The sequence below is a fragment of the Stenotrophomonas sp. SRS1 genome, from assembly GCF_026130205.1.
Taxonomy (GTDB): domain Bacteria; phylum Pseudomonadota; class Gammaproteobacteria; order Xanthomonadales; family Xanthomonadaceae; genus Stenotrophomonas; species Stenotrophomonas rhizophila_B.
Window position 1 is genome coordinate 1,090,149 of the sequence record NZ_JAINFD010000001.1, and the last position, 14,498, is coordinate 1,104,646.

Annotated in this window: 6 protein-coding genes and 1 tRNA gene; 2 read left to right on the plus strand and 5 right to left on the minus strand. The window is 67.0% G+C overall.

The window, feature by feature from the left end:
* Positions 1 to 80: 80 nt before the first annotated feature.
* A tRNA-Pro gene (locus tag K4043_RS04820) sits at positions 81 to 157 on the plus strand.
* 191 nt (positions 158 to 348) lie between these two features.
* Here K4043_RS04820 and K4043_RS04825 read toward each other — a convergent pair.
* The 5 genes from K4043_RS04825 to K4043_RS04845 are packed head-to-tail and all read right to left on the minus strand — an operon-like array spanning position 349 to position 12,547.
* Positions 349 to 867, minus strand: coding sequence for a hypothetical protein (locus tag K4043_RS04825; protein ID WP_265308370.1), 519 nt, complete (start codon positions 865 to 867; stop codon positions 349 to 351).
* Positions 868 to 927: 60 nt separating this feature from the next.
* Positions 928 to 1,305 carry a hypothetical protein gene (locus tag K4043_RS04830; RefSeq protein ID WP_265308371.1) on the minus strand — a complete coding sequence of 126 codons (378 nt, stop codon included), beginning with the start codon at positions 1,303 to 1,305 and terminating at the stop codon, positions 928 to 930.
* Between the two features lie 41 nt (positions 1,306 to 1,346).
* Positions 1,347 to 1,748 carry a hypothetical protein gene (locus tag K4043_RS04835; protein WP_221180349.1) on the minus strand — a complete coding sequence of 134 codons (402 nt, stop codon included), beginning with the start codon at positions 1,746 to 1,748 and terminating at the stop codon, positions 1,347 to 1,349.
* A 16-nt stretch (positions 1,749 to 1,764) separates the two neighbouring features.
* Positions 1,765 to 10,743, minus strand: coding sequence for a hemagglutinin repeat-containing protein (locus K4043_RS04840; RefSeq protein WP_265308372.1), 8,979 nt, complete (start codon positions 10,741 to 10,743; stop codon positions 1,765 to 1,767).
* Positions 10,744 to 10,798: 55 nt separating this feature from the next.
* Positions 10,799 to 12,547 carry a ShlB/FhaC/HecB family hemolysin secretion/activation protein gene (locus tag K4043_RS04845; RefSeq protein ID WP_265308373.1) on the minus strand — a complete coding sequence of 583 codons (1,749 nt, stop codon included), beginning with the start codon at positions 12,545 to 12,547 and terminating at the stop codon, positions 10,799 to 10,801.
* 412 nt (positions 12,548 to 12,959) lie between these two features.
* Here K4043_RS04845 and K4043_RS04850 point away from each other — a divergent pair, with 412 nt between their 5' ends.
* Positions 12,960 to 14,171 carry an MFS transporter gene (locus tag K4043_RS04850; RefSeq protein WP_123730899.1) on the plus strand — a complete coding sequence of 404 codons (1,212 nt, stop codon included), beginning with the start codon at positions 12,960 to 12,962 and terminating at the stop codon, positions 14,169 to 14,171.
* Positions 14,172 to 14,498 lie beyond the last annotated feature (327 nt).

Below are 14,498 nucleotides of genomic sequence, written 5' to 3' on the forward strand. Positions count from 1 at the left end.
GGCAACACGGCACCGAAGGTGAAAAACGCGATCCCCCCTTGCCGCCGACCGGCGGGATCGATACAATAGGCGGCTCCTTACGGGGTGTAGCTCAGTCTGGTAGAGCGCTACGTTCGGGACGTAGAGGTCGCAGGTTCGAATCCTGTCTCCCCGACCATTTGATGGTCACAATCAAGCCTGGAAGACATCACTGTCCTCCGGGTTTTTTTGTGCCTGGCGATTGGCAGGCCGGGTGGCGGCTGCGGATCTCCCCTTCGCAGCTGCCGGTATAGCGGTAGCCTGCCGCCCATGCTGCAGGCGCTGAGGCTGAGGGCCAGGCACAGGGCGGTGACGGCGCGTGGGTGCAGCTCAATCACACACGCCCTGCAGATATGCATCCGCCCGCGATGCGGGTGACGCGGCCGAGGGTTCGGGCGGGACCGCGCGGAACGTGATGCCCGACTGCTCGGCAGTACTTTGCAGCCCCTGCATCTTCGGCGACTTGCCTACGACTGTCAGGGTCAGGTGCGAAAGGCGCTGCTGCTTGAGGGTATCAAGTGCCGACTGCACTGCCTTGCGCGTGACATCTTCGCTCTCACCGGCGACAACCAAGCGGGTCATCGGTGGTTCGGCGCCGCGAGCCATGAGGGCCTTCAGTTGATCCATCCAAGCGGCCTTGCCCACCACCGATCCCATCATCAGGTTGGCGATGCGGTTGCCCGCCGAGGGAATATCGATGTAGAACGCCGCGCATTCCGGCGACTGCGCTGATTGCGGCGATTCGGGTACTTCTGGATCGGCGAAGGCTGCGCCCACGATGCCCAGAAGACTCAGACACAGCGCAACGCGGACATACGATCCAGGCAATGAACGAAATGAAGACTGCATTCTTCTGGCTCCCAAGTAGGGGGGTGATCATCGCATAGGCATCGCAGACGCCTGTGCGGGTCAGCGTTCCGGCACCGCACCGGCTGCGCGCTGGCACGCGGGGAACCTGCTGGAAATTTCGCCCTGGCAGGTACCGGTGTATTGATACTCCTTACGCATCATGCAGCGTTGAATCTGGTCGAATTTCTCACCGGAGCGCGCCGCCGTTTCGGCACCTGTAGTGCCTGATACCACGGCATAGCTTCCCTTTTCCGTGCCGCCGCAGGACACCCAGTCGAGCTGACGCGCTTGAGGTGCTCTGGACGGATGCTGCCAGTTCTCCATCAAGGAGGGCGGATTGGCCAGCCGCTGATACGCCGCTTTGTTGCAGTAGACCATCGGTGTCTGCGGGCCACAGATATGACCGTTGCCGATCATGCAACCAGAGAGAAGCGCCATGGCAAGCGCCGCAGCAGCGCTTCTCATCGGGCTCATCGCGTTCAGCGCGACGAGGACTGGCAGGCCGGATAGCGGCTCGGAATGTCACCTTCGCAGGTGCCGGTATAACGGTAGCCCTTCCCCAGCATGCAGCGCTGTGCCGCATAGAGCTTGTCGCGGGAGAGATCCGCCGTTTCCTTGCCCGTAGCACCTTGCCGGTCGGGCGAGATGTTCCCACTGCGCTGCCCGCCGCACGCCTGCCAATCCGTGTCACGCGCCGAGGCGCCGGCGTCCGGCTTGCTCCAGTCATGGCCCGGCGGAACCAGGTGCGAGGTCGCATTGGGATTTCCATTCATCCACATGCCGCCGATACCACAGGCGGTGAGACCCGTGGCCAGGCACACCCCCAACACGACGCGAAAAACCTGCTTGCCTTTCATTACCACCTCCTGAAAATCGTCCATGGACAGCGTGCCATCCTCACCGCGAAGCGCGTGCAAGGATGGAGATCGCTTCCCATACCTGCGGCGGAAGTGCCTTGGCCATCGCAAACGGCGCAGCCACCGGAATGGCCACCACGCTCCACCCTTCGTGCACCATCTTCAGTGGCGACGGGCGATCGCGGGTCGCATTGCCCTGCTCATCGTACAGGCCACCCCATTGGCCGCCGATCATGTCGTGCGGGCCGGCGAAGTACTCGATCAGCCTGTCCTGCCACGCACCAGACGCATACGGCGTACCCTTCAAGGTGCCCTCGATGCCCTGGATGCCACCGGTCAGCCCGCCCATGCCCTTGCCTGCCGGGCTCTGCAGAAACTCCGACAGCGTCATCTTCGCCTTGGCCGAATCCCACTGCACGCGCCCCTTGTCGTCGAGGGCGAGTGTCTTGCTCCCCGGCAGCGTCATGCAGCGTTCGTTGCTCTCCCCACACAGCTGATCCAGGTCAACGCGCGTGCCGCCCAGCTTGATCCCATCGCCGTCAACACCCACGCTGATCCCGTTGATGTTGTTGAGCACCGTGGGGTCCTTCGAGGTCGGGTCGACCTCGGGATTGGCAGGGTCCACCACGCCGGCAAAGATGCTGGAATTCTTGACCATCTCCTGCCGCATCCAGTCCGCCGCACTGGCCAGCGCCTCCTTGGATACCGCACTGGTCGCCGAGCCGGTCACTGCGCCGATCAGGATGTTGAGCATCTTCTCCTGCGTGCGCAGTTCATCGGCTTCAGCCTGCAGCGCCGCCTTCTGCTCCGGCGTGTCGGCGTCCTCGTAACGCTCCTTGATGCTGGCGCCGCGGCTGGCCACATAGCTGCCCACCGCACTGTGGGCCTGCTGGGTGAAGGCCGCGCTGATCTGCGCTTCGGCCTGCACCTTCTGCGCCAGTTCCACCGGATCCCAGTTGCGGATCAGCCCGTTGGCATCGTCGCCACTGAGCACACCGCGGTTGAGGCTGGCCAGGGTGTCGTCGATGCTCTTGCCGGTCCTGGCCAGCTGCGCGTTGCCATCGGTGATGGTCAGCGCGCCTGCGCTGATGCCGCTGCGGGTGGTGCTGGCATCGCTGCCCTTGTCGCTGGCATAGCCGGGTGCGGCGGCGCTGGCATCGTTGCCATAGTTCTGCCACGACCAGCTGCTGCCCTGCCCGGCTGCACCGGTGGACCCGGGCGTGCCGTCGTTGCCACGGCCGCTGTTGCCGCCACTGGACGGGCCGCCTGCGCCGCTCTTGCTGAAGCCGCCGGACAGGCTCAGGCTGCTGGCCTTGTAGTCGCTGCGGTTGTCCAGATCGCGCACGCTCAATGTGCTGGTGATCAGCTGGTTGCGGCCGTCGGCGATGGCCTGTTCGCTGGAGGCGATCACGCCACCGATCAGATCGGTATTGCCGCCTACGCGCACCTGGTAGCCACCGTCGCCCGCCTTGATCCCGCTCTGCTCGACAACACTGGCGTAGTCACCATCGACCTTCGTGTTGCCGTAGCTGGCGCTGCCGGAGAAGCCCAATCCGACCGTGACACTGCCGCCGACACTGGTGTCCTTGCTGTGGAAGGTGGAGGTGTCCTGCAGGCTCTCGATGTTGAGGTCACCGCCGATATCGCCGATCACCTGGCGACCACTGGCCACTGCGCCACGCAGGGTGGTGTCGCCGCCGGATTGCAGGACCAGCGTGTTGCCGGCGTTGACGTGGCTGTTGGTCCAGTTCACGTCGGTGCCCTCGCCCTTGCCCTTGGAGCCACTGGCATTGGCGGTGATGCCGGCGCTGGCACCCCCGGAGCCGATGCTGATCGCCACGCCGACACCGCCACTGGCCGCACTGCTCTTGCGATCGGTCTCCAGCGTGTTCTGCGCCGCCAGCAGGGCGATATCGCCATCGGCCCGCAGGTAAGCATTGTTGCCGGCGTTGATGGTGCTGCCAACCACGGTCAGATCCGAGCCCTTGCCCGCGCCGGTGGCGCTGATGCGCACGTCGCCACCGGCGGTGATGCTGGAACCGGCCGCGTTGTCGTGCGTGGTGGTGGTCTTGCTGTCGCTGCGTGCGCCGCCCACGGTGATGGAAATGTTGATGCCACCCGCTGCGCCTGGATCAGCCTGCACCGCACCGACCGCTGCCGCCGTGTTGAGCACGGTGGTCGCTGCCGCCAAGGTCTTCATGCGGCTGTCGTCGGTCTGGCTGGCCGCCTTCTTCATCTGCTCGGCGCTCTGGATCGCCGAGATCACCGGCGCGGTCAACGCCACCGTCAGGCCGGCCTGGCGGAATTTGTCTTCCTGGGTGGCCACGCCGGTCTCGCGGGCTTCGACGATATCGACCTTGCGCGCGTGGATGTCGACATCGCCCACGGGCGCGACGACGTGGCTGCCGACCTGTCGGTAGTTGTTGCCCGCCACCATCACCACGTTGCCCGCGGTGGAGCCGATGGTAGACGCCGCAGCACTGGTACTCACGTCCTTGGCATCGCGGCTCTGCATCTGCGTACCGACCGTGAACGCGACGCCGCCGTTGTAGAGGAAGCCGCTTTCATCCTTACGCTTGAAGTGACTCTCACCACGGGTGTTGGTCGCGGCCTGCACGGTCAGATCGTTGTCGGCCAGCAACACGGTGCCCGCATCGGAGACCACGTTGCTGCCGGTAACGGTGATGTTGTTGCCACGTACCGCCACCTGGTGCCCGCTCAGCGTGCTGGCGATGGCCTGGGTTTCCTCCAGGCTGTCGCGCGTGGTGTTGGTGGTGGACTTCAACAGCCCGCGATGGGTGTGCTTGCGGCCCTCGCTCCAGTTGTTGCTCTGCTCGCCGCTGGCGATGCTGACGTCGTTGTCGGCCATCACCGAGACCGCGCCATCGCTGCTGTAGACCTGCGCTGCACGCAGGTTCACGTCATGCCCGGCCTGCAGCTGTACCGCCCCGGCGGTATCGATGGTAGTGCCGACCTCGCGCTCGTAGCCTTGGCGCAGGTAGTTGTCGTTGTTGCGGACATTGTTTTCCTGGCGCGCCTCGGTGACCGTGCCCAGGGAGAGATCCCGACCCGCCGCGAGCAGGGTCTGGCCCTGTGCACCGGTGTTGACCACCTGCGCGCCGTCCATGCGCAGATCGCGGCCGGCCTTGGCCAGCAACGTGGCGCCCTGGTCACTCACGAACAACCCGGCCACGCGATCGATATTGGTCCGGCTGAAGTCGCTCAGTCCCGCCGTGTTCTGACCGCTGCGGGTGGTGGTGACCATGTTGAGATCACGGCCGGCGCTGGCCACCAGCACGCTGTGCGCATCGATCAGGCCGCCGAGGTTGTCCAGATCGGTACGCGCGTTGGCACTGACCGTGTCGCCACTGATGCGGCCGTCGAGGTTGCGCAGGTTCTGCGCGTCGATCTTGACCGCGGTGCGGCCGGCGATGGTGCCACTGTTGACCAGGTCGCCGCGCAGATTCAGCTCCACCGAGCGACCGGCCAACAGCGTGCCGGTGCCGTCGATATCACCGGGGCGTACGCGGACATACACCTGCGGGACCAGCGCGGTGGTGGTGCTGCCATCGGCCAGGGTGACGCGCTGCTCGACCAGCCAGACGATGTCGCTGGTGAGCTGGGCCATCTGCGCCGCGGTCAGCGCCACGCCGGGGCGCAGGCCCCATGCGTCGGCGATGGTGGCCGCGTTGTCGAGCAGCGCGCGGTACTGCGCTTCATCGTCGGCATAGCCGTCCAGGAAGCGGCGGCCGGTGAGCTGGGCGACCTGATCGCGGACCAGCGTCTGTTCGTAGAACCCATCGCCCAACCGCTTCTGTACGTTGGCCGGGTCCACGCCCATCTTCTGCAGCAGGTACTCCGAACCGAGCCAACTGCGGTAGTCGGCAAAGCGTGGATCGGTCTCGACCAGGTACTGGCCGGCACCTGGGCCGCTCTGGAACAGGCTGCTCTGCGGCAGTTCGGCATCCACGCCGATGGTGCGGATCACCGTCGGCTGGTTGCCCGCCGCGCCCTGCGCGCCGGTGCCGGTGTTGCTGCCCGGGCCCGCCAGCGAGGCGACGCTCGCGCTGACCTCGGTCACCTGGCGCTGCCCAGCTATGGCGCCAGCGTCGGCTGCGCCGCCGACCTGCCCACCGACGGTACCGGTACTGACGCCGCCCACCTGGTAGCCGCTGCCACCATCGCGGGTGTTCTGTTCGGTGCGGGTCACGCCCAGATTGATGGTGCGCACTTCATCGGCCGGGCGATAGGCGATCTTCCCGTCCCACTTGCGTTCGTGATAGCGCTTGAAGCCACCGCGCCAGCGGCTGTAGGTGTACTGGCTGGTGCCTTCCTCGTGCACACGGTACTCGCCGAATGCATCGATGTTGCGGAGGTTGCCAAGGTCGCCCAGCAACGCGCCGCCGGCCAGTATCTGGCTCTTGTCGTTGATCAGCTCATCCCCACGCAGGGTCATGCTGCCGCCCGAGATGATCCGGCCCGGCGCGCTGGAGGTGACCTGGGTTTCGTACTCGGTATGGGTGACGTCGTACTGGGTCCATGCCTTGACGTCGCCGCTGCCGTTCTTCCACCAGTACTTGCCGGCGCGGCTCCAGCTGGACCAGGTGAACTCGCTGGCATCGTGCATGCCCGGCGTGCCCTTGGGCTGGATGTACAGCTTCTTGGTCGGCCCGACCACCATGACTTCAGTGGTGGCAAAATGCTCGTTGCTGTTGAGCAGGCGCGTGGCGTCGATGCTCAAGCCGCCCAGCGATTCGATGGTCGCGCTGGCATTGTGCACCGAGCCGGCGCGACCGACTGCATGCCCCTGCGCATCCAGCGCACCGCCGATGTTGAGTGCATTGTCGCCACCGCCGGCACTGAAGATCAGCGCCTGCTCGCGGTTGACCACGGTGCCGGCGCCGATGTCCAGGCGCTCACGCGCGGCAATGGTGGCGGCGCGGGTAACGCCCTCCAGCGTTTCGTCGCTGTTGACCAGGGTGGTGGCACCGATCGACAGGCGGTCGCCATAGATGCGACCGGTGCCTACGTTGAGGATCACATCGGCATCGACGCGGGTATCCACGCCGTCGATCAGGCCCCGGTTGCCGAGTACGCCGTCGGCGCGCACCTGCGTGCTTATGCCGCTGATCTCACCCGTGGCGAGGTTGTCGATCTGGCGTGCATGCAGGTTCAGATCGCCGGCCTGCACTTTGCCTGCATTGGTCCACAGCCCCTGCGTGGAAACGGTGGCCTTGCCATTGGCGGTGATCTGGCCATCGTTGCGGTAGTCCTGCTGCAGGGCCAGCACCAGATCGCCCTGCGACAGCACCCGGCCCGTGCCGTTGAGCGCGTTGGCATGCAGCGTCTGGTTGCCCGCCGACAGCAGCGTGCCGTCGGTGTTGCCGACCTGACCGGCGCGCACGTCCAGACTGCCCGCCGAGGACACCAGTCCCTGCTGGTTGAGCAGTGCATCGGTCGCCTGCAGCGCAATGCGCTGGTCGGCAGCGATCATGCCGCTGCTGTTGTCGATCTGCGCGGCAGTGAGGTCCACGCTGCGGCCCTGCAGGCCGAGCGCGGTGCTGCCACCGCTCGTGGCGCGGTTGTCGATGCGCGCGGCCTGGGCGACCAGATCGCCACCGGCCACGGCCAGCCCGGCCTGGTTGACCAGCTCACCGCTCAGATCGAGGGTCAGATTCTGGGCGGCCTGGAGACGGCCACCGCTGTTGTCCACGCGCTGCGCCTGCAGCAGCAGCGAGGTGCCGCTGCCGACCTGCCCGCCGCTGCGGTTGTCCAGCGAGGCCAGCCGCGCGTCCAGCGCCGTCTGCGCCTGGACAAGGCCGGCACGGTTGTCCAGCTCACCGGCACGCAGGGTCAGCCCGGCACCGCTGACGATGCCGCCACGCGCGCCCGCGTCGGTATTGCCCAGCCGCTGGCCGTGCGTATCGATGCTCATCCCGCCACTGGACTGCAGCAGGCCAGCGCGGTTCTCCAGCGCACCACTGCGGGTATCCAGCGTGCCGGCGGTGGCGGCGATGATGCCTTCACTGTTGTCCACCCCGCCCAGACCCGTATCCAAGGCGACGGAGGCGCCGGCCAGCGTGCCACCCACATTGGTCAGCCCTTGGCTGGTCACCGACAGCGCACGCTCGGCCTGGATCACACCGGCGGTGTTGTCGATCTCGCTCGCACTGTCGAGCGAGACGTCGCCGTCGACCGACGCCAGCGTGCCCGCGTCACGGTTGATGATGCGCCCGGCCTGCACCTGCAGCGTGTCGTTGGCGGCGAGGGTGCCGGCGCTGTTGTCGAGGGTCTGGGCGACCGCCGCGTCCAGCGTATCGCCTGCGTTGACGGTGCCACCGCGGTTGTCGAGGCTGCCGACGCGCAGCTGCTGCGCACCACCGGAGGCGATCATGCCGCCCTGGCGGTTATCGAGCAGGCCGTCCACGGTGAGCTGCAGCGCCCTGTCGCCGGCCGCCTGGAGCGTGCCAGCCTGGTTGTCCAGCTGACCAGCCCGCAGCATCAGATCGCCAGCGCTGGCCAGCGTACCGCGCTGGTTGTCGAACGCGCCGGTCACCTGCAGCGTGGAAGCCGCATCGCCTGCCGCCAGCAGTTTGCCGTCGCGGTTGGAGAGGCTGCCCGCCTGCACGGCGAGCGCACCGTTGCCGATGATCTGGCCGTTGTCGTTGAGCAGCCCGTGGGTCACACGCAGGCCAAGCGTATCGGTACCGGTGGCGATCAACTCGCCACGGCGGTTGTCCAGCTGCCCGGCATCGATCTCCATGCGCACCGCCGAGGTGATACCGCCGGAGACGTCGATGCGCTGTCCCTGCAGGTGCAGCGCGCCGTTGCTGAGCAGCTTGCCGCCTGCCCCGGCCAGCGTCGCTGCGGTGATGTCCAGGCGGCCGCTGCCGGCCTGCTGCACCTGCCCGCCGGCGTTGTTGAACAGCGCTGTGCCGATGGCCAGATCGCCGTTGCTGGCGAGCGTGCCACCGCTGTTGTCCAGCGCGGCCGCCGCCTCGATGCGGTTGGCCTGGCTGCCGGTCGCCAGCAGCTGGCCGCCCCGGTTGTCGAACGTATCGACCTGGAGATCGAGCGTGCCGGCCTGCAGTTCCGCCTGGCGATGATCGACCTGCCCCGCGCGCAGGCTGAGCGTGCCTGCCGTGGCGATCTCGCCGCGCTGGCCGTCCAGCGTGCCGGTGGTGAGCTGCAGGCCATCGCTGCCGGCATGCATCAGCGTGCCGTCGGTGTTGACCAGCACTGCACTGGTCAGCGCCAGTGAGGTGGCATTGCTGGCGAGACTGCCGTCGGTGTTGTCGAGCGTGCCTTGCACCCGCAGCTGGGCGGGTGCAGTGCCGCTGTGGGTGATCGTGCCACTGCGGTTGGACAGCTGCGTGGTGCTTACATCAAGGGCGCCGCCCACGTTCAATGCGCCGGCGTCGTTGTGCAGTGCCTGACCCTGCACGCGCAGGTCGCGCTGGGTGGTCAGCTCGCCCCGCCGATTGGACAGCGCGCCACCGTTCACGCTCAGGTCGCGCACGCCGATGCTGCCGCCGTCGTTGTCCAACGCACTGGCGCGCAGATCGATATCGCCACCGGCAAGCACCGCGCCGGTATCGTTGTCGAGCAGGCCGGCAATCACCACGCGGCCCTGCGCGAGCGGCGCGGTGGTCGGCGGAATCACGCCCGGCGCGCTGCCGTCGGTGCCGCCGTTGCCGGTGCCCGGCGTTGCTGGGCTGCCCGTGCCTTCCCCCGTGCCTGGCGTCGTCGGTGCGGTCACATCCTGCTGGGCCAGCGCGCCGATGCTGCCCTTGTCGCGGTTCTGCAGCTGCCCGCTCACTACTGCCAGCGCCTGCACACCCGCCTGCTCGATGCGCCCGTCGCGGTTGACCAGCGAGGCGGCTTCCACATCCAGACGGGTGCCGTTGAGCTGGCCCCCCGTATTGTCCAGATCCTGGCCGGTGCGAAGGTTCAACTCGCGACCCGCGCTGACCAGACCTTCATTGCGCACACCGCCGCTGGCCGCGATGCGGGTGTCGTCACGCGCCTGCAGCTTGCCGGTGTTTTCCAGCCGGCCATCGACAGTGACCACCAGCTCACCGGTCTGCGCGCCGAGGTTGCCGGCGTTGCGCACACCCACACCGTGCTCGGTGCCCATCAACAGAATCTTGTTGGCATACATGCCGCCGAGCTGCGCGACGTCCAGCGCGTACTGCGGCGCACTGCCTTCCGCGGCCTGCGCCTGCACGCGGCTCAGATCGGCACTGACCGTGTTTGCGCCAGTGGTGAGCTGCAGTTGCTGTGCCCACAGGCCTGCGTTGAGCTGCACCGAGCGCGCGATCAGATCGGTGTAGTCGACCCGGCTGGCATCCATGCCGGCGCCGAAGATACGGATGGCACCGCCCTGCACGCGGTATCCCTCCAGCGCACCGCCGTTGAACATCGGCGTGCCGGTGGTCAGAGTGATGCGGTTGGCGTTGATGAAGCCGCAGCCGTCGCAATCGATGCCGGCGGGGTTGGCGATCACCACCTGCGCGCGGTCGCCGGCCACTTCCACGTAGCCGCGCAGCTGGCTCGGGTTCGCTCCGTTGACCTCGTTGAGGATCACCCGCGCGGTGCCACCGGCCAGCCACGGGTTGCCCTGTACCCAGCCGCCGAGCTGGGACTGCGTGTTGCCGCGCGAATTGTTGAGGATGGCGCCCTGCTGGTCGACATCGAAACGCTGGTAGGTGTTGCGCGAGACACCGGCCGCACTCGGGGTCTGGATGTTGATCTGCGGCGTGCCGTTCGCCGTTTCCAGCACCGTGGGCCGCTGGTTGCCCGGCGCATTCGGATCGGCCACTACCTGCGCCGCGGCCATGCCGGTCACCCCGACCCAGCCGAGCATCACCCACAACGCGAAGGCCATCGGACGCAGTGCCGCCGTGCGGTCACCGCCCTGTCCGGTACCAAGCCCGCCGGGGCGCGGGGTGATCTCCGCGGCGACCTGCCAGAGCTTGAGGGCGTGGTTGAACACGAGGCGGTACAGATGCTTGTTCATGACAGTTCCTTTGTGTGCGTGCGGTCGGCGCGGCGCGCAGGCGCCAGCGCTGGAATCAGAACGACCAGCTCAGGTTGAATCCGGTGACGGTGTACGCATTCTGGAAACCAGAGGGCTTGTTCAACGGGGCGCCGACGAAGCCGTCCCAGTAAAGGCCGCGATAGGACCCGCGCAGGCCGATCACGGTGCCTGCCAGGTCATTGCCCAGCTGCCATTGCGTGGCGCTGCCGCCGACATGACCGTAATCGGCGCCGACGTAGAACTCCTGGCCACCGCCGAGTGCCAGGCCGATGTCGTTGCGGATGAGCCAACCGCGCTCGCCCATCAGCGACATCTCGCCATCGAAGCCGCGCACGGTGTAGCGGCCACCGATCGCGAAGCGGTCCTGCGGCACCAGGCCGCCACGGTTCCACTGCGCGCGCCAGCTGCCGGTGTAGCGCAGGCGCTGCTGGCCAAGCTGGAACGGGACGCTCAGCTGCGCATCGGCGAAGTAGATTTTCGGGTGCGAAGTGGCTTCACCGAACAGCTCCTCGGGCGCTGCGATCGAGCCGAATGCCCCGGTGCCGCGGCGGAAGCCGAACGTGCCATCCAGCGTCGCCTGGCCAATGAAATGACGGTGGTTCAGGCCGAGTTCCCAGCCGCCCATGCGCCGGCGCTGCACCAGGATTTCGGTATCGTCGATGAAGTTGCGCGAGTCGCGCTCCCATGCACGCAGGTACATGCTGGTCTTGCTGCTCGCAGTGCGGAACAGCAGGCGCGTGGCCCGTACTTCGGCGTTGTAACTCTCGCCGCTGTACAGATACGACTGCTGGTTGCCGGCCACGGTCTGCTCGTACTCGTAGCCGCTGCGGGTGGCGCCGAACAGCCAGTAACCGACGGGCACGGAGTAGTGGAAGGTGAAGCCCTTGGTGCCGCGCTTGCCGCCACTGAACACGTCGTGGTTGAGGTTGACGTAGAACAGGTCGTTCTGGCGCAGTGCGTGGTCCAGCGACATCGTCGCGCCGGCCTGGGTCTTGCCGGTGGCTTTGCTGCCGGAATCGTCCAGGCTCAGGTTGAAGCGCACCAGCCGCTGCTGCGACCACTGCACGACCAGGTCGCTCTGCCCGGGCGCGGCATCGGCGCCTTCGGCCGGGCTGATCTGGATGTCGGCCTCGGCGGTCGGCACCCGCTTGAAGTTCTCCAGCCCCTGTTCGATGTCACGCAGGTTGAGCAGGTCGCCGCTCCGCGCCGGGATCGCGTTCCACATCGTGGCATCGCGGTGGGTGCCTTCGGCGAAGCGGATCTGACGCAGCGTGCCGGGCACCAGCGTCAGTTCCAGCGCGCCGGTGGTCAGGTCCTGCGGCTGGGCCAGCACGCGCGTGGTGACGAAGCCGCGCTCCACGATGGCGTTCTGCACGCGCGACATCACCACGTTGATCCCGGTGGTGCCCAGGCAACGGCCAAGCGCCGGATCGCCGTTGACGTTGGCCGCAGCCAACGCCCACTGGAAGCGTTCGGCCTGCTCGCCGCCCAAGGTGATGCGCTCGATCACGAAACACGGTGCCTCGTCCTGGGGCAGCCGCTCCGGGGCCGCCACCGGGGCGTCCTGCAGGCGCGCATCGGGCCGTGTTTCAAGCTGCTCGCGCAGCGCGCGTTCGCGCTCCTGCTGGCGGAGCAGTTCCTGATCGGGGGCCGGCAGCTGCTGGGCACTGGCCGGCAGACAGATCAGGGCCAGCGCGGCCGCCAGCGGGGCCAGAAGGAGGGTGCGCCGGGAAGCGCCATGAGAACCGGCGCGAGCCGGGGTGGGTAGTACGTGGTTTGGCATGCAGGATCTCGAACGTGGGCTGGCACGAACCATCGTTCGCTATAGACCGCCCCTATGGAGGCCCGCCAATTTAAGAGCTATTCGCGACATGAAAACCGTCAAAAACCCCACTCGTCGGGTAGGACAACCACCCACCTGCATGTAGGTATTTTCCTAAATAGTCATTTTTTTGACGCAGCTCACATGGGAGGGGATCGCGCGACCCTTGTTGTGAACACGTTTTCACACGTAGCGCCTGCCGAAGGGCTCGATGAGGGACCTGCCGGGATCGAACCCGTACAATGGCCGGTCCTGGCCCCGCCTTCGGCGACGGCCCAGTCCCCTACCCCGCAGATGCCGGCCGCTGGCCGGTCTCTGCCGTTGCACCCGCGTGCCTGAGGCCGCGGTGCGCCACCTGTCAGGAAACATGCTGATGACTCACCCCACCTCACCGTCCCAGTCCCTGCTTCACGGGCGCCTGCTGGCCTTTGCCGCGATCCTGCTGGCCGCCTTGAACCTGCGCACCGCGGTCACCTCGCTGACCCCGCTGTTGGATGTGCTCGGCCAGACCTTCGGCTTCGGCACCACCATGACCGGAGTGCTCGGCATGCTGCCGACGGCCGCCTTCGCGCTGTTCGGCGTGACCACCCCGGCAGTGGCGCGCCGGCTGGGCCTGGAGCGCACCGCCCTGCTGGCCATGAGCCTGGCCACCGTAGGCCTGCTGCTGCGCTCGATGGCCGGCGGCGTGGGCAGCCTGCTGTTCGGCTCGGTGGTGGCGCTGGCCGGCATGGGCATCGGCAACGTGGTCGTACCGCCGCTGGTGAAGCGTTACTTCGCCAACCGCGTGGGCACCATGAGCACGCTCTACATCACCGTGCTGCAGATCGGCACGATGATGCCGGCCCTGCTGGCGGTACCCGTCGCGCAGCAGGCGGGCTGGCGCGTATCGCTGGGCATCTGGGCACTGATGTCGCTGGCGGCGGCGCTGCCGTGGCTCATGCTCTCCCGTGCCCGCCCGCACCCGGACACGATCAGCGCCGCAAACGATCCTGCCAGCGCGCCGCACGGCAAGGTCTGGAAGACGCCGCTGGCCTGGGGCATGACCCTGATGTTCGGCATGACCTCGTTGATGACCTATTCGATGTTCACCTGGTTGCCGCGCATCGTGGTCGAAGCCGGTGCCACGCCGGCCTTCGGCGGCATCATGGTCGCCATCTTCGCCGCCTGCGGCCTGCTGCCGTCGCTGACCATGCCGGCCCTGGCCGTGCGTCTGCGCAATCCCTTCCCGCTGGTGCTGATCGGTTTCAGTGCCTTCCTGATCGCTTTCGCCGGCCTGCTGTACGCACCGATGAAGGCTCCCTGGCTGTGGGCGGTGCTGCTTGGCATCGGCCCGTCCACGTTCCCGTTGGCGTTGACCCTGATCAACCTGCGCACGCGTACGCCGGCCGGCTCGGCGGCATTGTCCGGCTTCATGCAGGGCGTGGGCTATGCCTTCAGCTGCCTGGGGCCGTTCCTGTTCGGCTGGCTGCACGCGGTCAGCGGTGGCTGGCACCTGCCGTTCGCCTTCCTGGTGCTGTGCGCGGTAGTGCTGCTCAGCGCCTCCTGGGTCGCCTGCAAACCGCAGAAGCTCGAAGACCAGTGGTGATCGCCCCGGCGCGTCCATCTACACGCGCTGTGCGCAACTGCTGACGTAGCGTGTCGCTAACTGACCCGATGCCAGACATCGGGCGGTGTTCGGAGCCCCTGGCACCGCCAGGTGGCTGAACAGCTTCATGGCGACGGAGTGCGCTTTCCCATGTTGGCGACATGGTCTGAATCTGTAGCAATTCAATGACTTGCCCCTCTCCTCCGGGTTCCGCCCGGGGGCTGATCGGCCGTACCCGGCCCATAACGATTTGGCAACAACTGCGCAGTCAGGCACGATTGGCATGTGATGTGCGTCACACTTTTGACGCAACACACCTTTGAAAGG